Here is a 20,926-nt window from a genome sequence, read left to right as displayed (position 1 = left end):
CTCGTGCCCAACACAACCTAGAATCAAACTAGGGGGTAGAGGGATGAGCGAAGCGCAACAGTCATCAGCTTCTTTTCGTGCGCTACTTCCGCGCCTGTTCTCTCGAGCTCAGCCGGCAGGTTCTGTCGAGAAGCTCCTGCGCACGGTAAAGACGAGCCATCCGAAGGCGAACCTTGCGCTTATCGAGCGTGCCTATGCGGCAGCTTTTCGGGCGCACGACGGTCAGAAACGCAAGAGTGGCGAGCCGTACATCACTCATCCGATCGCTGTCGCGCAGATTCTAGCGGAGCTGGGAATCGGTGAGAAAACGATTGCGGCAGCGCTTCTTCACGACACCGTAGAAGACACGGCCTACTCGCTCGACGAACTCCGTCTCGAGTTCGGCGATGAGATCGCGATGCTCGTCGATGGCGTGACGAAACTCGACAAGGTCAAGTACGGCGACAGCGCCCAAGCTGAAACTGTACGAAAGATGATCGTCGCGATGTCGAAGGACATCCGCGTGCTGGTGATCAAGCTTGCTGACCGTCTCCACAATGCGCGCACGTGGGGCTTTGTTCCTCATGAGTCCGCATCACGCAAGGCGCAAGAGACTCTAGAGATTTACGCCCCGCTCGCGCACCGCCTCGGTATTCAAGCGATCAAGCTTGAACTCGAAGATCTTTCTTTCGCAGTGCTGCATCCAAAAATCTACGTCGAGATTGAGAGTCTCGTCACCAAACGGACTCCACAGCGCGACGAGTTCGTCAAGCAAGTGATTGCTTCTGTGAAGGATGACCTCCGCACCTCTCGCATTAAGGGTGCGGTCGCGGGGCGTCCGAAGCAGTACTACTCGATCTACCAGAAGATGATCGTGCGCGGTCGTGAGTTCGATGAGATCTATGACCTCGTAGGCATTCGGGTTCTGGTCAATTCTGTGCGCGATTGCTATGCCGTGCTCGGCTCCATTCACGCCCGGTGGAATCCGATCCCTGGTCGCTTTAAGGATTACATCGCGACGCCGAAGTTCAACCTCTATCAGTCGCTTCACACCACCGTTATTGGTCCGCAGGGCCGTGCTGTAGAGATCCAGATTCGTACGAATGAAATGCACCACCGCGCTGAGTTCGGTGTGGCGGCGCACTGGAAGTACAAGGATCGCGCGGCGGGCAAAGCAGTCGAGTCCGGCCCCGCTGACAACGACATGGCGTGGCTCGCGCACATCACCGACTGGCAAGCGGAGACCTCTGACCCGAGCGAGTTCCTCGAATCTCTGCGGTTCGAGATCGGCGCAAAAGAGGTGTACGTTTTCACGCCACAGGGCAAGGTTATTGGGCTGCCGGCGGGCGCAACTCCCGTTGACTTCGCGTATGCCGTGCACACCGAAATCGGTCACCGCACTATGGGCGCTAAAGTCAACGGTCGGCTCGTGCCGTTGGAGACTGCCCTGACGAGTGGCGATTCCGTGGAAGTGTTCACTTCGAAGAGTCCGGATGCTGCGCCTAGCCAAGACTGGCTAGGTTTCGTCAAAAGCACCCGAGCTCGCAACAAGATTCGAGCGTGGTTCACTAAGGAACGCCGCGACGAAGCTATTGAGCAGGGTAAAGACGCGATTGCTCGTGCCATGCGCAAGCAAAACATGCCGCTTCAAAAGCTCATGAGCCAGGAGTCGTTCGCTGAGCTCGCTGCGACGATGCGGTACGAAGACGTCTCGGCGCTGTACGCCGCAGTCGGCGAAGGCCACATCTCGACGCAGTCAGTCATCGAGAAGCTAGTGGGATCGCTCAGCAGCGGCACCGAGGAAGACGAGGGGGAGCTGTCCTTCCCCGCGGCGGGCAAGCTGCGCCCTTACAAGCACTCCGACTCTGGAATCCTCGTTCGTGGTGCGCCCGACATTCTGGTCAAGCTCGCGCGTTGCTGCACTCCGGTTCCCGGTGACGGCGTTGTCGGCTTCATCACTCGCGGTGCGGGTGTCTCGGTGCACCGTGACGACTGTAAGAACGTGCAGTCGCTCCTAGACGAACCTGAGCGCATGATCGACGTCGAATGGGCGCCGACATCCAAAAGTCTTTTCTTGGTTCAGATTCAGGTTGAAGCGCTCGACCGCGCTGGCTTGCTGTCTGACATCACCAAGGTGCTCAGCGAAACGCACGTCAATATCCTGTCAGCGACAGTGAACACCTCGACGGCTCGGCTTGCGATCAGCAAGTTCGTGTTCGAGATGGGGGATACGACACACCTCGACCGCGTGCTCAACGCGGTACGTCGCGTGGATGCTGTCTACGACGTTTACCGCGTCAACAGCGGCTAAGAGGCCGTCACGCCGCGGTCGCGGGTTTGCCCAGCGCCGCTAGTCGCTCGAGCGCGACGCGCTTTTGGGGCAAGTTTCGGCGTGCGTTCAGAACGGTAGCGCATTCCTCGTATCCGAAGCCGCCGTCCGCCATCAGGGTGCTGACCGCGGCTCTCTCACGAGGACCGAAGGGTTCGCTGAAGCGCGCAATATCGAGCACCGTTCGTAGTCGTGACGTCACGCTGACGCCAGAGACCGTATCGATGTCCTCCGCGCCGATAACCACTTCTCGTACTACGGCGTTGAGAGTGCCGTGCGGCCGCGTACGAGCGCCGATAGCGACGCACAACTCATAGCGCACCGGGGGATTGAGCGTTGCCGCCCACACCCATGCTGCGGTCATGCGTTCTGCGATGATTCGGGGATCGAGAACGACAGCCAGAGCACGCGCACGCAAGTGAATGGTGTCGAACTCGTCTATCGGGCAAAAGCAGCTATCGAGGGCGTACAGCTCGCCATCGAGAGCTGCACACTGCAGCTCTGCCAGAGGTAAGTCGTGCGCGCTGAGTACGGGAGGCAGTCGAGGTGTCATACCTCAATGGTGCGTGCCGCAACGACTGCTCAGGCACCCAGAGTCTGGTTCAGTGGAGAACCAGAACCCTGTGGACAGATGGTTACTTGAGGGCGCCCAGCCATGCCTTGCGGGCATCGAGAGCATCCTGCGCGGCTGCAATCTTTTTCGCATCCTTCGTGGCCTGAGCTTCTGCCAGTTCAGCTTCAAGCTTCTGAATCGCTTCGTTGAGCTGGCCCAGGAAACCCTCGGAGCGCTCTTGGCGCTCGGGGTTGTTCTTGTTCCAGTGATCTTCATCGAGCTTACGAACTGCCGCCTCGACCTTGCGCAGCCGATCCTCAGCCACCTTGATCTTGTCGCGAGGAACCTTGCCAATTTCGTCCCAGCGCTTCTGGATGGAGAACAGCGCCTTCTTGGCCTGTGCCCGGTCCGTAGCGGTGAGGAGCGGTTCGGCTTCCTCAAGAAGCGCCTTCTTCAGTTCCCAGTTAGCGGTGAACTCGACGTTGTCTTGTGCATCAATTTCAGACTTAGCCGAGTAGAGAACGTCTCCGGCCTGCTTGAACTTGGCCCACAGGGCGTCGTCGAACTTCTTGCCTGCGCGGCCTGCGGCCTTCCACTGGTCGAGCAAGCGGCGATAGGTCGGGATGCCGTCGGCGCCCTGAGTGACGAGTGCTTCTGCCTGATCAACAAGCGCTTGCTTGTCGGCGCGGGCCTTTTTGTGCGCAGAGTCGAGCTCGGCAAAGAATGCGCGACGGTGTGAGTCAATAGTGCTGCGAGCGGCACGGAATCGCTTCCACAGTTCGTTGGCCTCGTTCTTGGGCAGGCGCGGGCCATCTGTCTGATGTGCCTTCCAGCGCGCGAAGATGTCATCCATCTGAGCAGTAACTTGCTTCCACTGTGCCTTGGCAGGATCGGCGGCCGCAAGCGTTTCGGCTTCGACTACGAGAGCGGTGCGCACGGTGATTGCTTCCGCAAGCGCGGCCTTCGCTTCTTCGCTCTGCTTCTCGGTCAGCTTCGAGACCGAACCACCGAGGGCTTCGACGCGAGTGTGAAGAGCAGCCAGGTCGCCGACGGCGCTGGCTGTGCTGATGGACTCCTTGAGAGCCTTGATGGCCTTAGCGACGTCAGACGCCGGAGCGCCGTTTTTAACCCGCTGCTCGAGCAGGGTCACCTGACCGGCCAGCTCGTGGTACTTGCGGGTGAAGTAGGCCAGGGCCTCTTCGGGAGTTCCGTCGGGGTATTGACCGACGGCACGTTCGCCAGTGGCCTCTCGGACGAAAACGGTACCCGTCTCGTCGACGTGTCCCCACTCGTTCTGCTCTTGTGTAGCCAATTACTTCACCTTGCTGCTTGTGCCGGAAGTCGCTGCCGGGTTACCCAAGCTTAGGACAACCACGCTATCGGTCGCTGACGCTGTTACTGGATCGTGAAGCCCGTGATGCTTGTGGCAATCACCGGTGCTCCGTCTTGGGCATCATCCACAATGCCGCCAGCGACGATCTCTGATTGGAGAGCGTCGAGCCCTGAGGTGACCTGACCGACGATGCTGTAACCGCCGGCGGTGTCATCAGGAATGATCGCATCGTTGTAGACGATGAAGAACTGGCGCCCGTTGGAGAACGCGTCGTCTCCGGTGCGAGCGATGGCGATGGTGCCGGCAGGGTAGAACCCGCCGACTCCCGCGTTCTCGATGGGGCCGTATGCGTAGTTCGGGTCGCTAGCGCCAGTGCCATCGAGAGAACCGCACTGGATGAGGCCGGCAGTTTCAGTGTCGACCATGCGGTGGCAAGTGGTTCCTTCGTAGTAGCCAGAGGCGGCGGAATCGACGAGGGACGATACGGCCTGGGGTGCGGCGGCTCCATCGAGTTCGACACCGAGAACGACATCGTTCAACGTCAGTTCGCCGGTCCACGTGCGCGCTTCGGCAAGGGCGAGATCGGGAACATCGCCCACATTGCCGGGTTCGGTCGCCTCGGCTTCGGGCGTGAACGACGGGGCGGGCTCTGGCATACCGGGGCCCGAAGAGAAGTAGAAGACCTGAGCGGTTGCGACGAGAGCGATGATGACGAGACCCACGCCGACAGCAAGCACGTTGTCGCGCTTGCGTCGCGCGATGGTGGCTTCGTGAACCGAAGCACGAGCCGTGTACTGGCGCAGTCGTTCCCGAGCTTCTCGTTGCTCGCGTGAATGCTTCTTGCTGGATGCCACCATTACTCCTTGAAGAATCGCGGATTTCGCCGCTGTCGTAGGAACGCCACAATGAACCTTACGGTCTGGTGGGAACCTCGACCAAACGCCACGACGAGCGGGCGTAATGAGGGCGTGCTGTGCGGATGGTCGGTGCAGCCGATTACGATTGCCTTATGGACGGTTCCGCAACTCTGCACAGCGGAGCAACACCTCTCGCAGTGCGCATGCGGCCGCTCACTATTGACGAGATAGTCGGTCAAAAGCATTTGCTGCAGCGCGGGTCACCGCTCATGCGCTTGGCTTCGGATGCCGAGGGCAGCCATGGTTCGGCATCCATCATTCTCTGGGGCCCGCCCGGCACGGGCAAGACCACCATCGCAAAGGCCATCGCTCGCGGCTCGCAGCGCAAGTTCGTCGAGCTCTCTGCTGTAACCGCTGGAGTCAAAGATGTTCGCCAGACCATGGAGGAGGCGTTGACCGCTCGCGACCTCTATGGCGTTTCGACGGTGCTATTCCTTGACGAGATTCACCGTTTCACCAAGGCGCAACAGGATGCGTTGCTTCCCGGGGTCGAAAACGGCTGGGTCATTCTTATTGCAGCCACTACCGAGAACCCGTCGTTCTCCGTGATTTCTCCTTTACTGTCGCGCTCGTTGCTCCTTACGCTCAACCAGCTCGACGACACCGATCTCGGAGAACTCGTCGACCGCGCGGTCAGCGACCCCCGCGGGCTCAAAGACGCTGTTGTGCTCGACCCCGAGGCTCGCGCACTGCTTATCCGGCTGTCGTCGGGCGACGCGCGCCGAGTCTTGACTGCGCTTGAAGCATCCGCGGTCTCGGCTGCTAACGACGAAGACGCGGCCTCACCCGCCGTGGTGACGGCTGAACATGTCGCCAACGCGGTCGATAGAGCTTTGTTGCGCTACGACAGGCAAGGCGACGAGCACTACGACGTGATTAGCGCCTTCATTAAGTCGGTCCGTGGCTCGGACGTCGACGCGGCGCTGCACTATTTGGCTCGCATGATTGAAGCGGGGGAGGATCCTCGCTTTATCGCGCGCCGCGTGATCATTAGCGCTGCTGAAGACGTGGGCGTTGCTGACCCGCAGGCGCTCGTCATCGCGGTCGCTGCCGCCGACGCCGTGCAGCTCATCGGCATGCCCGAGGGCCGCATTCCGTTAGCCGAAGCTGTCGTCTATCTAGCGACAGCGCCGAAGTCGAACGCTGCTTACTCCGCTCTGGATGCCGCGATCGCCGATGTACGCGCCGGCAAGATCGGTCGAGTTCCGAAGCCTCTTCGTGACGCGCACTATCCCGGGGCGAAGCGTCTCGGGCATGGAAAGGGCTATCGCTATTCCCACGATTCCGAGTTCGGAGTGGTGAAGCAGCAGTATCTCCCCGACGTGCTGAAAGGTACGGAGTATTATACGCCGACGAACAACGGCAACGAGCGTGAAGTGTCGGCGCGCTTGGCCAAACTGCGCGAGATTATTCGCGGCGAGTGATCTAGCGAGACGCCGTGCGGTTGAGGCGTGGCGATTCGTCGCTTGGCAGAGCTCGGCGTGGTAGAGTTATGCGTCCCAACGATACGGTTTCGGCGCGCGGCTGCAATGGAATCGAATATCGCGGAACACAGGTCTGTAGCCGACCAGGTTCCCTAGGGTCATCCCTCTTCTTTCGTCTGGTGTGTTGTGCACGCGCGTTCGCGTGCGAGTGATCACCAGATTGTTCTTACTTGAATCAATCGAAAAGGATCCTGTGTCTACTAAGTCACGTACCCGTAGCAAGACTCGCCTTTCGCGTGCACTGGGCATCGCCCTCACGCCGAAGGCAGCTAAGTACCTCGAAAAGCGCCCCTACGCTCCCGGTGAGCACGGCCGCACCAAGCGCAAGCAGGACAGCGACTACGCTGTTCGTCTTCGCGAGAAGCAGCGCCTACGTGCCCAGTACGGCATCCGCGAAGCTCAGCTGAAGATTCAGTTCGAGGAAGCTCGCAAGACTGCTGGCCTCACCGGTGAGAACCTGGTTGAGCAGCTTGAAATGCGTCTCGACGCACTGCTCGTTCGTTCGGCGATCGCTCGTACGACCGCTCAGGCTCGCCAGATGATCGTTCACCGCCACATCTTGGTTGACGGCCAGCTCGTTGACCGTCCGTCGTTCCGCGTCAAGCCCGGGCAGCTCATGCATGTCAAGGCTCGCAGCGAAGGCATGGAAATTTTCCAGGTCGCCGCAGCAGGCGGACACGTTGATGTTCTTCCCAAGACCCCCGGCTACCTCGAGGTAGAAATCGACAAGCTGCAGGCACGTCTCGTACGTCGCCCGAAGCGCGCCGAGGTTCCTGTGACCTGTGAAGTTCAGCTCGTTGTTGAATACTACGCAGCACGCTAACTAGCGAAAGAAAGGGCCGGAGCATTTGCTTCGGCCCTTTCTCGTTTTCCGGCGCCGTTCGATGCCAATGTCGAATAGCGTGTACATATACATTTCTTCAGAGTGATCGGAGTAGCCATGACTGGCGGAGATATCGCAGGGCTCATCGCGGCCGGAGTGTTCGCAATTTTGGTCGGGTTGCTGGCCGTGCCACTGCTGAAGTTGGGCAAAGTGTTCGATGAGACGAGCACAGCCATTCGCGGCGTGAGCGACAACCTTGACCCAATGCTGACGGAAGCGACAACGACGATCTCAGAAACCAATCGACAGATCGCTCGGGTCGACGCGATCACGCGCAACGTGGAAGAAACGACGGGCAACATCTCAGCCCTGGTGGCTCTCGGCGCGGCCACGGTTGGTGGCCCTCTGATCAAGATCGCGGGCTTTAGCGCCGGCGTTCGTGCTGCTGTTCTGGGTCTTCGCCCTAAGAGCCGCCGCTGAGCCCGCTCGACCACCTAAACTAATACGGTTCGTGTATCCCCAATCTGAAGGAGAAATATGAAAGGCGCAGTCCTTTTCGTCGCAGGAATTGCCGTCGGTTTCGTGGCAGCACATCAAGTAGCCAAGACTCCAGAGGGCAAACAGTTCTTCTCAGATGTTGACTCCAAGGCTCGCGAGTTCACCAGTGCCGTCGTTGATGGCTACCGTGAGCGCGAAGCAGAGCTTCGTGATGCCGTAGCGGATGTCGAAGAAGCGGTTTCCGAATTCACGAAGCGTTCTTAGCACCACCATCAGGGCCCTTGGGCCGCAGTATTTAGTTCCCCGGGGATCCCATGCAAACCGCAGAAATTCAGAAACGTTGGCTGACCTATTTTGGTGAGCGCGGCCACACCGTAGTACCGTCGGCTTCGCTCGTCAGTGACGACCCGACATTGCTCTTTACCGTGGCCGGCATGGTCCCGTTTGTCCCGTACCTGACGGGGCTTGTTCCCGCGCCGTACGATCGCGCAACAAGCGTTCAGAAGTGCATTCGCACCTTGGACATTGAAGAGGTTGGCAAAACGCCACGCCACGGCACGTTCTTCCAAATGAACGGCAACTTCTCCTTCGGCGACTACTTCAAGAAGGAAGCTATTCAGTTCGCGTGGGAGTTTCTCACCAGCGCGGAAGACGATGGCGGGCTCGCGTTCCGTCCCGAAGACCTCTGGGTCACCGTGTACGAAGACGACGACGATGCTGTGGCGTACTGGAAAGAGACCGCAGGGTTGCCCGACGAGCGCATCCAACGTCTGGGCATGGACACCAACTACTGGTCCACCGGACAGGCCGGTCCCGCCGGGCCGTGCTCCGAGATCTTCTTCGACCGCGGGCCCGCCTATGGTGCAGAAGGTGGCCCCGCCACCGACGACGACCGCTACGTCGAAATCTGGAACCTCGTGTTCATGCAGTACTTGCGTGGCGAAGGCAAGGGCAAGCAGTTCCCCATTCTTGGCGAGCTGCCGAAGCAAAACATCGACACCGGCATGGGTCTCGAGCGCGTTGCGTTCTTGAAGCAGGGCGTCGAGAACATGTACGAGATTGACCAGGTTCGCCCGGTCCTCGATAAAGCTGCGAAACTCTCCGGCCGCACCTACGGTGCCGATCACGAGGCTGACGTTCGCTTACGCGTTGTCGCTGACCACGTGCGTTCGAGCCTCATGCTCATTTCGGATGGCGTGACCCCCAGCAACGAAGGCCGCGGCTATGTGCTGCGTCGCCTGCTCCGCCGCACCGTGCGCGCAATGCGCCTGCTCGGTGTTGAAGGCGCGACGTTCGCCGAACTCTTCCCCGAGTCGCGCGACGCCATGAAGGCGGCATACCCCGAGGTCGAGAAAGACTACGATCGCATTTCGCGCATCGTGCTCGCCGAAGAAGATATCTTCTTGCGCACCCTCGCCAGCGGAACCACCATTCTCGACACCGCTGTAGAACACACCAAGCAGTCGGGGCTCGCTGAACTTCCCAGCGATACCGCTTTCCTCTTGCACGACACCTTTGGCTTCCCGATCGACCTCACTCTCGAGATGGCAGCAGAGGCTGGCCTCAGCGTTGACCGCGAGGCGTTTGACACGCTCATGAAGCAGCAGCGCGACCGTGCGAAGGCCGATGCGAGTTCGAAAAAGCAGCACCTCGCCGACCTTTCCGTGTACAGCGCATTCCGTGCGCTCGGCGAGACAACGTTCACCGGGTACGAGAATCTCGAGACCGAGTCCAGCGTCATCGGCATCATCGTTGATGGTGTGTCGGTAAACCGCGCGACCACCGGTCAAACAGCAGAAGTGATCTTGGCTGAGACCTCGCTCTACGCTGAGTCCGGCGGTCAGGAAGCCGACGCCGGCGCGATCGTCGGCGCTAGCTTCCACCTTGAGGTTCTTGATGTTCAGCGTCCCGTGAAGGGACTCATCAGCCACAAGGTCACCGTCACTGCCGGCGAGGTCGGAGTCGGAGATCCAGCGAGTGCGCTCGTGGATGCTGACTGGCGTCGCGGCGCGACTCAAGCGCATTCGGCGACCCACGTCATCCATGCAGCGCTGCGTCAGATTTTGGGTAAGGACGCTCACCAGTCTGGTTCGTACAACAAGGCTGGCTACATGCGTCTCGACTTCTCGTGGTCGCAGGCGTTGTCGGCTGAGACCAAAACCGAGATCGAAGAAGTTGCAAACACTGCAGTGCGTGACAACCTCGAGGTATCGACGCGCATCATGGCTTTGGACGATGCCAAGGACCTCGGCGCTATGGCGCTGTTCGGTGAGAAGTACGGCGACACGGTGCGCGTTGTAGAAATCGGTGGCCCCTGGTCGCTCGAGCTCTGCGCGGGTACCCACGTTGCGCGCTCGTCGGAGATCGGCCTCATCTCGCTCGTCGGAGAGTCATCGGTCGGCTCCGCCAACCGTCGTATCGAATCGCTCGTGGGCATGAATGCGTTCCGCAACTTTGCAACCGAGCGCGCCATCGTGAACGAGCTCACCACCAACTTGAAGACGCCGCGCGAACAACTGCCCGACCGCATTTCGGAGCTTCTGGCCAACCTCAAGGCTGCCGAACGAAAGATCGCTCAGCTCGAAGCTGGTCAGCTTTCGCAGCGCGTTCCCGCTCTCGTCGAAGCGGCTCAGGTAGCAGGGCATGTGAAGGCTGTCGTCGAGAACGTGGGCGAACTGCCCTCTACCGACGACCTGCGCGGTCTTGTTCAGTCTGTTCGCGAACGACTTGGCTCCGAAGCGGCGGTGGTGGCGCTAGCGGCAACCGTCGGCGAAAAGCCTGCCGTGATCGTGGCTACGAACGATGCGTCGCGCGCTCACGGCTTCGCTGCCGGTGCTTTGGCTAAGGCAGCGGCTGGCGTGCTTGGGGGTGGCGGTGGCGGCAAGCCCGACATCGCGCAGGGCGGTGGCGCTAACCCCGCCGCTATCCCGGATGCTCTCGCCCTTATTTTGTCGACACTTTCGGCATAGTTGATGCGTTCCGGTACCCGGATCGGCGTTGACGTCGGCAAGGTGCGAGTGGGAGTTGCTCGAAGCGACCCTCATGGGATGCTGGCGACCCCGGTAGAAACAGTGCAGCGTGCCAAGGCGAGCGTGAAGCGTGTGCTCAAGTTTGCGGTGGAGCACGACGCTGTGGAGATCGTGGTGGGCCTTCCCATCGCGCTCTCGGGGCGCGACACCGCATCCACGGGGGATGCACGGGCGTTTGCGCAACAGTTGGCGGATCGCTCTGAGTTGCCCGTGCGCTTGGTAGATGAGCGGATGACCACGATGTCGGCACAGACAGCGCTGCGCGCATCCGGTCGCACGACAAAGAACTCACGGTCGGTCGTCGATCAGGTTGCCGCCGTTATAATTTTGCAACATGCCCTCGACTTCGAGCGTTCGGCGGATCGACCGCCGGGAGAGCTCGTAGAACCGACGCAAGGATCGTAAATCATGGCCGATGAACCGAGCTGGGACGACATCTTCAGCGATCAACCCGGTGCGGGTGCGCCGAAATCGGCTCGCGATGCTGCTGCCCATGGCACTGAGCGTTCACCTGAAGAGTCCGCAGCCGCTGCGAATCCAGAGTCGGCGACTCCGGACTCTGCGACGAATGCGGGCGTGACCCCGGCAACTTCCAGCAACGGCCAGCCGATGACGCGGCGCGAAGCCCGCGCTGCTCAAGAAGCTCGCGAGGCCCAGCAGAACCAGACGTCACAGTTGCCGGCGGTGACTCAAGCCGCGCGGGAAGCTGAAGCGCTCGTCACTTTCGAAGAACTGACGGCGGGCACGGCTTCTGCCGGCGGCGGCGATCACGCTTCTGCGCAGCCGGCGTCCGTTGGCGACGGCGGTCGTCAGGATCCTCCGCGAGAAAAGCCTCGACTCGGCCTGATCATCGGCTTGCCCCTGCTCATCATTGCGCTAATCGGCGCTGGAGTTGTGGCGTACGGCTGGGTCAACTACGAAGACAAGATCCGCGAAATTATGGGCTGGGAACTCGCCAACGACTTCGAGGGCTCGGGCAATGGAGAAGAGGTCATCGTTACGGTGAACTCCGGCGACATCGGCTCTGATATCGCCCGCACTCTCAACGTTGCGGGCGTCACCATGACGTTTGACGCCTTCTACGACCTCTTGCTTGAGCAGGAGAGTGATCCCGCGTTCTTCCCTGGCAACTACGCGTTGCAGAAGGAGATGAGCGCACAATCAGCACTCGACGCGTTGCTTGATCCAGAGAACAAGGTGACAGACCGGTTGCTGATTACCGAGGGCACCACTCTGCCGAACGCGCTTGAGATCATCTCTGAGACGACGGGGATTCCGTTGGCTGAGGTGCAAGCTGCTTCCGAAGATCTCGAGCACTTCGGCTTGCCAACCGAAGCGATCAGCCTCGAAGGTTATCTCTTCCCGGCAACCTACGAACTTGACGGCGGTCAAGACCCGTATGCCGTACTCGACCTGATGGTCAACACGATGTACGAGAAGTTGGATGCCGCCGGGGTGGCGGTAGAGGATCGCTATCGCATCCTTACGATGGCGGCGCTCGTGCAACGTGAGGCGGGCCCGAACACCGACGACTTCTACAAGATTTCGCGGGTGTTCTACAACCGTCTCGATCAGGACATGCTCTTGCAGTCGGATGCGACCGTCGCCTACGGAACAGGCAATCTGCACACGGTATGGACGACCGATGCCGAACGCGCCGACGCTAGCAACCCCTACAACACGTACGCGAACCCTGGACTTCCCGTCGGACCGATTGGCCTCCCGGGCGAACTTGCGATCGATGCCGCTATCAACCCCGCCGCGGGAGATTGGCTGTTCTTCGTGCCGATCAACCTCGCCACGGGCGAAACCGTGTTTACAACGAATGTTGACGACCACGAGGCTGCAGCTCAACGTTTGCGCGACTGGTGTGCCGAGAGTGACGAAAATGGAAGCTATTGCTAGACAGTTCTGAACAGGCCCAGACTTCATCCGCGCGTTCGCGGCTTGCTGTGTTGGGATCGCCCATCACTCATTCGCTGAGCCCAGTCATCCACCGTGCCGCGTATTCGACGCTTGGATTTGACTGGGAATACGATGCCGTCGAGCTGTCGGGGGAGTCGTTGCCCGCTTTCATGGCCGCGCTCGACGGTCGCTGGCGTGGTCTTTCTCTCACGATGCCTCTCAAAAGGGACGTTGTGCCCTTGCTCGATTGGGCAGATCCGCTGGTCGAGCTCGTCGGCGGCGCCAATACAGTTGTCGTGACCGATGAAGGCCTTCGGGGCTACAACACGGATGTTGAAGGCGCGATGCGCAGCTTTCTCGACGCTGGTCTCTCTGACCTCGATAGCGTGTGGATTCTCGGCGCAGGGGCTACCGCTGCCTCACTTCTCGTCGCCGCGACTCGGATGGGCGCGACGACCGTAACAATTTTTGCGCGCACGCCGCAGAAGGCCGCGCCCCTGCAGGAGCTGGGTGAATCTCTTGGGGCGACGGTGGTGCTGCGGCACTGGGCAGAAGCGGCGAAAGAAGCCGAAGCTCCTACGATCATCATCACAACTGTTCCCGGCGGTGCGATGGATCTGAGTTTTTCGGAGAGCATCCGCACGACCGCGGCGTTATTCGATGTGGCCTACGACCCGTGGCCGAGCGCGGTCGCGCAAAGCTGGTTCGACGTTGGCGGTACCGTGATCTCTGGCCACGATTTGCTGATCAATCAGGCGATCGCCCAGGTGCGTATCTTTGCGGCGGGCACAGCCGATGTTCCGCTGGATCGAGAAGCGGATGCTATCGATGCCATGCGCGCCGCAATCGAAGTTCCTCACGGCCACGATCACTCGTAGTCACGCGCACAAGCCGCCTCCGCCGATGTGGGAGGATTGAAGAATGCTTCGATGGTTAACGGCCGGGGAATCGCACGGCCCCGAATTGGTTGCAATTCTTGAGGGGATGCCTGCGGGCGTTCCCATCTCTCCTGAACAAATTCAGGCGGATTTGGTGCGTCGCACGCTCGGCTACGGCCGCGGTGCCCGCATGAAGTTCGAGCAGGACGAGCTCACTCTCAGCGGCGGTATTCGCTTCGGACTCACGATGGGTAGCCCCGTCGCTCTGCGCATCGGCAATACCGAATGGCCGCGCTGGGTCGACGTCATGAGCCCTGTCCCGGTTGATCCGGAGACGCTGCCGAAGGGACGTGGTGCCGCGTTGACGCGGCCCCGTCCCGGTCATGCGGATCTCGTCGGCATGCAGAAATATGACTTTGCCGAGTCTCGCAATGTCCTTGAACGCGCTAGTGCGCGCGAGACCGCTGCGCGCGTCGCGCTCGGTGCTGTCGCCCGCGCGTTCCTCGAGGGGCTCGGTATCCGTCTGGTGAGCCACACGCTCTCCATCGGCACCGTGCGTTCGCCCGAAAGTAGTGCCCTGCCAGCGCCCGACGACGTGGCTACGCTGGATGCTGATCCACTGCGGTGTTTCGACCCTGAAACTTCCAAGCGCATGGTCGCAGAAGTCGATCTTGCTCACGAAGATGGCGACACTCTCGGCGGCGTCGTTGAGGTGCTCGTCTACGGTCTTCCTCCCGGGTTGGGGTCTTACACCCACTGGGATCGTCGTCTCGATGCTCAGCTTTCGGCGGCCCTCATGGGAATTCAAGCGATCAAGGGTGTCGAGGTCGGTGACGGCTTTGAGACCGCCGCACGCCGCGGTTCCGTGGCGCACGACGAACTCGTTCGCGACGATGACGGTATCTCTCGACTAAGCGACCGTGCTGGCGGTATCGAAGGTGGCATGACCACCGGTACCGTTCTGCGGGTTCGTGCGGCGATGAAGCCAATCTCTACGGTTCCGCGCGCTCTTCGCACCGTCGACGTTGCGACTGGAGAAGCAGCGGTTGCTCACCACCAGCGCTCCGACGTGTGTGCGGTTCCCGCATCCGGTGTTGTGGCTGAAGCCATGGTCGCCCTGACGCTCGCCAACTCAGTTCTTGAGAAGTTCGGTGGCGACTCTCTCGGCGAGACCAAACGTAATCTTGACGCGTACGTCGCGGCCATCCCGGACTCGCTCAGCACCACTCAGGCGTCCCGTGCTGAATGACGGTGGCGCCCTCGTGGTGATCATTGGCGCACCCGGATCAGGTAAAACCAAGGCCGGCAAAAAGCTTGCCAAGATCTTGGATGCTCCGCTCATCGACACAGACAAGGTCGTCGTAGCCTCGCACGGCCCGATCCCGGAGCTTTTCGCTGAGTTCGGGGAAGAGTATTTCCGTGAACGGGAACGCGAAGCGGTTGCGAATGCCTTGCTTGAACCCGCTGTCGTCACGCTGGGTGGGGGAGCGGTGCTCAATCTTGAGACCCGCGCCGACCTTGCATCGCATCGCGTCGTTCAACTAACGATGTCCAAGGCAGCCGCTCGACTGCGCATCGCCGGCACGAAGCGTCCCCTCGCGAAGAACGCGGACGAATGGGAAAAGCTTGTCGAAGCGCGACGCCCGATTTACGACGAGCTTTCGTCGCTCACGATCGACACCTCACTGAAGCCAATGGAGAAAGTCGCGCGCGAAATCGCCGACTGGTTGGGAACCCAACAGCAATGACTGAAACCACGATCATCCCGGTCGCCGGCGTGAATCCCTACGACGTTCTCATCGGTCGTGGCCTGTTGCCGCAGCTTTCGGAACAGCTCGGCCCGCGAGTAGCGAAGGTGCTCATCATTCACCCGCCGACGCTCGGTGCACGTGCGAATGCACTGCGTGAGTCGCTCTCGGAGAAATACGAAGTTCTTCTGGCCGAGATTCCGGACGCCGAAGACGCCAAGCGCGTCGAAGTAGCCGCGTTTTGCTGGCAGATCATGGGCCAAACCGACTTCACTCGCACGGATGCCGTCATCGGTTTCGGAGGCGGAGCAGCGACCGATCTGGCCGGTTTCGTAGCCGCGACCTGGCTGCGGGGCGTGAAGCTCATTCAGTGCCCGACGAGCGTCGCAGGTATGGTTGACGCCGCCGTCGGTGGCAAGACAGGAATCAACACCGCTGAGGGCAAGAACCTCGTGGGTGCGTTCTATGCGCCAAGCGCAGTCGTCGCCGATCTCGATGTGCTCGAAGATCTCCCACGCAACGAGATCTTGGCGGGGTTCGCCGAGATCGTTAAGTGCGGTTTCATCGGTGAGCCCGAGATCCTCGATCTGATCGAGGCTGATGTGGATGCCGTCACCGATCCTCACTCGGATTCCTTCCGTCGCGTCGTAGAGCTCTCGATCGGTCTCAAGGCTCGCGTTGTTGGAGAAGACTTCACCGAGACCGGTTTGCGCGAGACGCTCAACTACGGCCACACGCTGGGCCACGCCATCGAACATGCCGAGCGTTACCGCTGGCGCCACGGTGCTGCGGTATCGGTGGGAATGGTCTTTGCCGCAGAACTCGCGCACCTCGCTGGCTCGCTGAGCTCGGAGGTCGTTGACCGCCATCGCAGCATCCTGCAATCTCTGAGTCTTCCCATCGACTACCCGCTCGGCCGCTGGAACACGCTTCTCGCCACCATGCAGCGCGACAAGAAGGCCCGTGCTGGAATGATCCGCTTCGTGGTCCTCGATGCTGTGGGGCGCACCTCGATGCTCAACGGCCCTGACGAAGCAATGTTGTACTCCGCGTACCAAGAAGTCGGGGTCTAGCGGGCCTGCCTCGCTAGAGTGGAGCGGTGACTACAGTATTCGTGCTCAACGGGCCCAACCTCGGTCGGCTCGGCAGCAGAGAACCCGACGTGTACGGCGGTGGAACGCTCGTCGATCTTCAGGCTCAGCTTGAATCCCACGCCCAGACACTGCCCAACGCGGCATCCATCACTCTCGATTTTCGCCAGACGGACAGCGAAACCGAACTGATTTCGTGGCTGCACGAAGCGGTGGATGCTGGCGCGTCGGTCATCATGAACCCGGCTGCTTTCACGCACTATTCCTACGCGCTCCGGGATGCCGCAGCTCAGGTCTCCAGCGCCGGATTGCCCCTGATCGAAGTTCACATCACGAACCCGCACACGAGAGAAGAGTTCCGCCACACGAGCGTGATCTCGGGTGTGGCGACAGGCGTTATCGCGGGCTTCGGTTTTGAGTCCTATATTCTGGGCCTCGACGCGGTTGCACGACGACTCAGTTAGACTCGAACGTTGGTTTTTTCACTTCGGTGTCTCAATCGCGCTTTTGCTCGTTAACAGAAACGGATTTACGAATGGCCTCTACCGCTGACATCAAGAACGGCGTCGTTCTCAACATGGACGGTGGACTGTGGTCCGTTATCGAGTTCCAGCACGTCAAGCCGGGTAAGGGCGGAGCTTTCGTCCGGACCAAGGTGAAGAACGTGCGTACGGGCAAGATCGTAGACCGCACCTTCAACGCTGGCGCGAAGATTGAGACTGAGACCGTCGACCGGTCCGACTTTCAGTACCTCTACAAGGACGGCGAAAACTTCGTGTTCATGAACACGAGTGACTACGACCAAATCACGTTGAGCGAAGCCGCCGTGGGCGATGCCGCCAACTTCATGCTGGAGAACCAGAACGTCACGATCGCCCTGCACAACATGGAGCCGCTCTACGTAGAGCTTCCGGCATCCGTTGTTCTGGAGATCACGTACACCGAGCCTGGCCTGCAAGGCGACCGTTCGACCGGTGGCAGCAAGTCGGCAACCGTGGAGACTGGCTACCAGATTCAGGTACCGCTGTTCGTTGAACAGGGCACCAAGGTCAAGGTCGACACCCGCGATGGCGGCTACCTCGGTCGCGTGAACGACTAAATGGGAGCTCGCACCAAGGCGCGTAAGCGCGCGCTTGACGTTATGTACGGCGCAGACGTTCGCGGCGAGAGCATCAATGCTGCTCTTGCCGCCGAATCGACGCGTGCAATGGGTGAACCCGCTCGGGCCACCGCCTGGGCTTACGCGCAGGACATTGTCGTGGGCATCACCGAGCACGGCGAAGAAATCGATGAACTCATCGAAACGTACTCGCAGGGCTGGCCGTTGAACCGGATGCCGGCAGTCGACCGTGCGCTGCTGCGCATCGGCCTCTGGGAGATCATGTTCAACGATGAGGTTCCTGCGGGAGTCGCCATTTCCGAAGCTGTCGAATCGGCCAAGGTTCATTCGACAGAAGATTCAGCGGGCTTTATCAATGGATTGCTTGGTCGCATCGCGGCCAGCTTCGAATAGCCATTCTTATGTGACGTAGCGTTACGCGATTGCGTGACGCTACGTTACGGCCTCGGTAGCCATCGTGTGACCCGGGTCCTAGCGTTCAGGGATGAGTTCTTCTTCCCTCCGCGACAGCATCGCTTCTGATGCCCTCTCGGTCAGCATCTGCGGCCTCGCTCGAAGTTTCGGCGAGCGCCGGGTGCTCAACGATGTCTCGCTTGAGATTGCTCAAGGCGAGATCGTCGCGCTCATTGGTCCCTCTGGCTGCGGCAAGTCGACCCTATTGCGGCACATCGGGGGCTTGGATACCCCAACCGCGGGTTCGATCACCATCGGCGACGCTCCTGTCACGGGCTTGGATGCGCGGTCAGCGATCGCGTTTCAGGAGCCTCGGTTGCTTCCATGGCGTTCGCTCACTCGCAATGTTGAGGTCGGGTTGCCACGTACCCGTCGTGCAGCGAGTGACCGCGAGCGCGTTTCGCATCTTCTCGAGTTGGTGAAGCTCTCGGAGTCTGCGCACTTGCGGCCTCGAGAGATCTCGGGCGGCATGGCTCAGCGTGTCTCCCTCGCGCGCGCTCTGGCGCGCCAGCCAGGGGTGCTTCTGCTTGATGAGCCGTTCGGGGCCTTGGATGCGCTGACCCGGCTTGCGATGCAAGATCTGCTTCTGGAACTCCACGCCGCAGAGCCCGCGACCATTGTGATCGTCACGCACGATGTCGACGAGGCGCTCTACCTCGCCGACCGCGTCATTCTCTTGGGTTCGAGCCCCGCCGATTCCGCGGATGCTGTCTCTAGCGTGCGCGCGACCGTGACGGTCCCGGGGCATCGCCCCCGTGACCGGGGCAGCGCAGACCTTGCCGAGTTGCGAGCTGAGCTGCTTGAGGGACTCGGCGTTGCCACCCACCACCTCCCGGTGACGAGTAGCAGTTAGCTCCCTCGCCCGTCTTCACCGTTCTCCCCACACCCCCTAAAGGAAATTATGTCTCGCCGTTCTCTTTCATCACTTCTGACCGCGGGCGCTATAGCGCTCACCCTCGGACTCTCCGGTTGCGTAGCGGGCGAAGGCTCAGGTCTCGCTCCCGAAGCCACGGATAACGAGGGTGGCTGGAGCAGCGACACCCTTGCGGTCGACTTTGCGACCTACAACCCGCTCAGCTTGATCATTAAGGAAGAGGGGTGGCTGGAATCAACGCTCGGCGATGACGTTGAAGTGACATGGCTTCAGTCATCCGGTTCTGCCGCAGCAAACGACGCCTTGCGGGCGGGTGCTCTGGATGTCGGGTCTACCGCCGGTTCTGCCGCGTTGCTCGCGAGGGCCAACGGTTCGCCCATCAAAACCGTAGACGTGTACTCGCAGCCCAATTGGTCTGCCATCGTCGTCGCCGCAGACTCGCCCATTCAGTCTGCCGAAGATCTGCGCGGCAAGAACATCGGCGCGAATGCGGGTACTGACCCTTACTTCTTCCTGCTTCAGACGCTTGCCGAGTTCGACATCGGGCTTGATGAAGTCACGATCACTCAGTTGCAGCACGCGGACGGTAAGACGGCATTGGAGTCGGGCGCCGTGGATGCGTGGGCTGGCCTTGATCCGCTCATGAGCGCATCCGTCGTGAATGCGGGTTCGCGCATCGTGTACGACAACCCCGACTTCAATAGCTATGGCTTCCTCAACGCCACGGAGAGCTTCCTGGAGAAGTCTCCCGATCTGGCCCAGGTAGTCGTCGACGCGTATGAGAAGGCGCGTCAGTGGGCTGCGGAGAACCCGGATGACGCTGCGGCCATCTTTGCGGATGTCGCCGGTATCGATCTCCCCATTGCGAACTCGGTTCTGCTGGAGCGCACGAACCTCGCTATCGATCCTGCTCCCGGGCAGAAGCAGCTTGATGTCCTCGGCGTGATTGGTCCGATCTTCGTTGACTCGGGAGCGGTTGCCGAGCAATCGCAGATCGACGATGCTCTCGCGACGCTGTTCGAAACGACGTATGTCGACAGTGCGGACCCGAGCCGTGTCGCTGAATAGCCCGTTAAGCGTGTTGGAGCGGCCCGTCGTCACTGACGTCGCGGCCTCTCCGGCACCCGTGGAAACCAGTACACTGCGTCGTCGACGCTGGGTTCGCCCGGTTCTCCTGGGCGCGGTGCTTCCGCTGGCGCTGATCGCTCTCTGGCAACTCATCGCCACCTCGGGCCTTGTCGCCAGCTACCGTCTGCCGACACCGCTCAGTGTGTGGGCAGCCGGTGTGGACCTTTACGAGCGTGGTGTGCTCTACCAACACGTCGCGATTTCCACCCAGCGGGTGCTCCTCGGATTCGTGATCGGGTCAGTCGTCGGTCTCGCCTTGGCATCCGTTGTGGGGCTTTCGGCTCGAGTCTCAGAGTTCTTTGCTCCCACGTTGGGTGCTCTGCGTGCGGTGCCCTCTCTGGCTTGGGTGCCCCTTCTCGGGCTCTACCTCGGCTACAACGAAGATTCCAAGGTTGCGCTGATCGCCATCGGCGCCTTCTTCCCGGTGTACACGACGGTGGCGTCGGCACTTCGCCATGTGGATGCCCATCTGGTCGAACTGGGTCGAAGCTACGGTTACTCGGGCCCTGCGCTGCTCGGGCTGGTTCAGCTGCCGGCCGTTGTACCGGCAGTGATCTCGTCGCTGCGGTTAGCACTGGCACAGGCGTGGCTGTTTCTCGTGGCGGGGGAGTTGTTGGGCGCTTCGCTCGGCCTTGGCTTCTTGCTTGTCGATTCGCAGCAAAACGGACGCATTGACCGACTGTTCCTCACGATCATCCTGTTGGGTGTTCTCGGAAAACTAACCGATACCGCGGTCGGCGTGCTCGAACGTTTTCTGCTCAAGCGCTGGGGCTCATAACCCTCC

General features: G+C 60.7%; 21 protein-coding genes. 18 read left to right on the top strand and 3 right to left on the bottom strand.

All coding sequences use genetic code 11. The annotated features are described in order from the left end of the window. The first annotated feature begins 43 nt into the window (after positions 1-43). A complete protein-coding gene (locus ACWTV1_RS01600; protein ID WP_498503853.1) occupies positions 44-2,290 on the top strand; it encodes a RelA/SpoT family protein in 2,247 nt (748 codons plus the stop codon). Positions 2,291-2,297: 7 nt separating this feature from the next. Here ACWTV1_RS01600 and ACWTV1_RS01595 read toward each other — a convergent pair whose 3' ends face one another. From ACWTV1_RS01595 to ACWTV1_RS01585, 3 genes are all read right to left on the bottom strand, one after another. Continuing rightward, on the bottom strand, positions 2,298-2,861 hold the full coding sequence (locus tag ACWTV1_RS01595) for a type IV toxin-antitoxin system AbiEi family antitoxin (protein ID WP_498503852.1): 564 nt from the start codon (positions 2,859-2,861) through the stop codon (positions 2,298-2,300). Positions 2,862-2,943: 82 nt separating this feature from the next. Further along, positions 2,944-4,173, bottom strand: coding sequence for a DUF349 domain-containing protein (locus tag ACWTV1_RS01590; protein ID WP_498503851.1), 1,230 nt, complete (start codon positions 4,171-4,173; stop codon positions 2,944-2,946). Positions 4,174-4,256: 83 nt separating this feature from the next. After that, positions 4,257-5,051, bottom strand: coding sequence for a peptidylprolyl isomerase (locus tag ACWTV1_RS01585; RefSeq protein WP_498503850.1), 795 nt, complete (start codon positions 5,049-5,051; stop codon positions 4,257-4,259). A gap of 152 nt (positions 5,052-5,203) precedes the next feature. On the opposite strand from ACWTV1_RS01585, the gene ACWTV1_RS01580 reads away from it, so the two are divergent. From ACWTV1_RS01580 to ACWTV1_RS01500, 17 genes are all read left to right on the top strand, one after another. Next, positions 5,204-6,535 carry a replication-associated recombination protein A gene (locus ACWTV1_RS01580; RefSeq protein ID WP_498503849.1) on the top strand — a complete coding sequence of 444 codons (1,332 nt, stop codon included), beginning with the start codon at positions 5,204-5,206 and terminating at the stop codon, positions 6,533-6,535. Between the two features lie 253 nt (positions 6,536-6,788). Then, positions 6,789-7,418, top strand: a complete 630-nt coding sequence (gene rpsD, locus ACWTV1_RS01575; protein ID WP_010202678.1) for a 30S ribosomal protein S4 — start codon at positions 6,789-6,791, stop codon at positions 7,416-7,418. 117 nt (positions 7,419-7,535) lie between these two features. Beyond that, entirely contained in the window at positions 7,536-7,898 is a 363-nt protein-coding gene (locus ACWTV1_RS01570; RefSeq protein WP_100388916.1) for a DUF948 domain-containing protein, read from the top strand. Positions 7,899-7,955: 57 nt separating this feature from the next. Next, a complete protein-coding gene (locus ACWTV1_RS01565; RefSeq protein WP_100388917.1) occupies positions 7,956-8,180 on the top strand; it encodes a hypothetical protein in 225 nt (74 codons plus the stop codon). Positions 8,181-8,230: 50 nt separating this feature from the next. Continuing rightward, positions 8,231-10,885 (top strand): alanine--tRNA ligase, encoded by a 2,655-nt coding sequence (gene alaS / locus ACWTV1_RS01560; RefSeq protein ID WP_498503848.1) that lies wholly within the window; start codon positions 8,231-8,233, stop codon positions 10,883-10,885. A 3-nt stretch (positions 10,886-10,888) separates the two neighbouring features. Next, entirely contained in the window at positions 10,889-11,350 is a 462-nt protein-coding gene (gene ruvX, locus ACWTV1_RS01555; RefSeq protein ID WP_498503847.1) for a Holliday junction resolvase RuvX, read from the top strand. Positions 11,351-11,353: 3 nt separating this feature from the next. Continuing rightward, positions 11,354-12,850 carry an endolytic transglycosylase MltG gene (gene mltG, locus ACWTV1_RS01550; RefSeq protein WP_498503846.1) on the top strand — a complete coding sequence of 499 codons (1,497 nt, stop codon included), beginning with the start codon at positions 11,354-11,356 and terminating at the stop codon, positions 12,848-12,850. Further along, positions 12,844-13,728, top strand: coding sequence for a shikimate dehydrogenase (locus ACWTV1_RS01545; protein WP_498503845.1), 885 nt, complete (start codon positions 12,844-12,846; stop codon positions 13,726-13,728). The genes mltG and ACWTV1_RS01545 overlap by 7 nt, the downstream gene beginning before the upstream one ends. A 43-nt stretch (positions 13,729-13,771) precedes the next feature. Further along, entirely contained in the window at positions 13,772-14,977 is a 1,206-nt protein-coding gene (gene aroC, locus ACWTV1_RS01540) for a chorismate synthase (RefSeq protein ID WP_498503844.1), read from the top strand. After that, positions 14,967-15,476 (top strand): shikimate kinase, encoded by a 510-nt coding sequence (locus ACWTV1_RS01535; RefSeq protein ID WP_100388923.1) that lies wholly within the window; start codon positions 14,967-14,969, stop codon positions 15,474-15,476. The genes aroC and ACWTV1_RS01535 overlap by 11 nt, the downstream gene beginning before the upstream one ends. Beyond that, positions 15,473-16,549, top strand: a complete 1,077-nt coding sequence (gene aroB, locus ACWTV1_RS01530) for a 3-dehydroquinate synthase (RefSeq protein ID WP_100388924.1) — start codon at positions 15,473-15,475, stop codon at positions 16,547-16,549. Before ACWTV1_RS01535 ends, aroB begins: the two co-directional genes overlap by 4 nt. A gap of 26 nt (positions 16,550-16,575) precedes the next feature. Beyond that, the gene (locus ACWTV1_RS01525; RefSeq protein ID WP_498503843.1) at positions 16,576-17,031 is read left to right on the top strand and encodes a type II 3-dehydroquinate dehydratase; all 456 of its coding nucleotides are present in this window, start codon (positions 16,576-16,578) and stop codon (positions 17,029-17,031) included. 71 nt (positions 17,032-17,102) lie between these two features. Then, the gene (gene efp / locus ACWTV1_RS01520) at positions 17,103-17,666 is read left to right on the top strand and encodes an elongation factor P (protein WP_498503842.1); all 564 of its coding nucleotides are present in this window, start codon (positions 17,103-17,105) and stop codon (positions 17,664-17,666) included. After that, complete coding sequence (nusB, locus tag ACWTV1_RS01515) at positions 17,667-18,080, top strand: transcription antitermination factor NusB (protein ID WP_100388927.1); 414 nt, start codon at positions 17,667-17,669, stop codon at positions 18,078-18,080. 91 nt (positions 18,081-18,171) lie between these two features. Then, a complete protein-coding gene (locus ACWTV1_RS01510) occupies positions 18,172-18,993 on the top strand; it encodes an ABC transporter ATP-binding protein (protein WP_498503841.1) in 822 nt (273 codons plus the stop codon). 48 nt (positions 18,994-19,041) lie between these two features. Further along, positions 19,042-20,082: an aliphatic sulfonate ABC transporter substrate-binding protein gene (locus tag ACWTV1_RS01505; protein WP_498503840.1), complete on the top strand. Its 1,041-nt coding sequence runs from the start codon at positions 19,042-19,044 to the stop codon at positions 20,080-20,082. Then, a complete protein-coding gene (locus tag ACWTV1_RS01500; RefSeq protein ID WP_498503839.1) occupies positions 20,045-20,920 on the top strand; it encodes an ABC transporter permease in 876 nt (291 codons plus the stop codon). The genes ACWTV1_RS01505 and ACWTV1_RS01500 overlap by 38 nt, the downstream gene beginning before the upstream one ends. The last annotated feature ends 6 nt before the right edge of the window (positions 20,921-20,926 follow it).

This window comes from Salinibacterium sp. VpJ6 (assembly GCF_059767345.1).
Note: the sequence above shows the minus strand (reverse complement) of the source record. Positions and strands in the feature narration are given on the sequence as shown.

What these genes read in the sequence shown, in the direction of transcription:
- ACWTV1_RS01600 (WP_498503853.1), top strand. Translation starts at nt 44, where the DNA reads ATGAGCGAAGCGCAACAGTCATCAGCTTCTTTTCGTGCGCTACTTCCG.
- ACWTV1_RS01595 (WP_498503852.1), bottom strand. Translation starts at nt 2,861, where the DNA reads ATGACACCTCGACTGCCTCCCGTACTCAGCGCGCACGACTTACCTCTG.
- ACWTV1_RS01585 (WP_498503850.1), bottom strand. Translation starts at nt 5,051, where the DNA reads ATGGTGGCATCCAGCAAGAAGCATTCACGCGAGCAACGAGAAGCTCGG.
- ACWTV1_RS01580 (WP_498503849.1), top strand. Translation starts at nt 5,204, where the DNA reads ATGGACGGTTCCGCAACTCTGCACAGCGGAGCAACACCTCTCGCAGTG.
- ACWTV1_RS01570 (WP_100388916.1), top strand. Translation starts at nt 7,536, where the DNA reads ATGACTGGCGGAGATATCGCAGGGCTCATCGCGGCCGGAGTGTTCGCA.
- ACWTV1_RS01565 (WP_100388917.1), top strand. Translation starts at nt 7,956, where the DNA reads ATGAAAGGCGCAGTCCTTTTCGTCGCAGGAATTGCCGTCGGTTTCGTG.
- alaS (WP_498503848.1), top strand. Translation starts at nt 8,231, where the DNA reads ATGCAAACCGCAGAAATTCAGAAACGTTGGCTGACCTATTTTGGTGAG.
- ruvX (WP_498503847.1), top strand. Translation starts at nt 10,889, where the DNA reads ATGCGTTCCGGTACCCGGATCGGCGTTGACGTCGGCAAGGTGCGAGTG.
- mltG (WP_498503846.1), top strand. Translation starts at nt 11,354, where the DNA reads ATGGCCGATGAACCGAGCTGGGACGACATCTTCAGCGATCAACCCGGT.
- aroC (WP_498503844.1), top strand. Translation starts at nt 13,772, where the DNA reads ATGCTTCGATGGTTAACGGCCGGGGAATCGCACGGCCCCGAATTGGTT.
- aroB (WP_100388924.1), top strand. Translation starts at nt 15,473, where the DNA reads ATGACTGAAACCACGATCATCCCGGTCGCCGGCGTGAATCCCTACGAC.
- efp (WP_498503842.1), top strand. Translation starts at nt 17,103, where the DNA reads ATGGCCTCTACCGCTGACATCAAGAACGGCGTCGTTCTCAACATGGAC.
- nusB (WP_100388927.1), top strand. Translation starts at nt 17,667, where the DNA reads ATGGGAGCTCGCACCAAGGCGCGTAAGCGCGCGCTTGACGTTATGTAC.
- ACWTV1_RS01510 (WP_498503841.1), top strand. Translation starts at nt 18,172, where the DNA reads ATGAGTTCTTCTTCCCTCCGCGACAGCATCGCTTCTGATGCCCTCTCG.
- ACWTV1_RS01505 (WP_498503840.1), top strand. Translation starts at nt 19,042, where the DNA reads ATGTCTCGCCGTTCTCTTTCATCACTTCTGACCGCGGGCGCTATAGCG.
- ACWTV1_RS01500 (WP_498503839.1), top strand. Translation starts at nt 20,045, where the DNA reads ATGTCGACAGTGCGGACCCGAGCCGTGTCGCTGAATAGCCCGTTAAGC.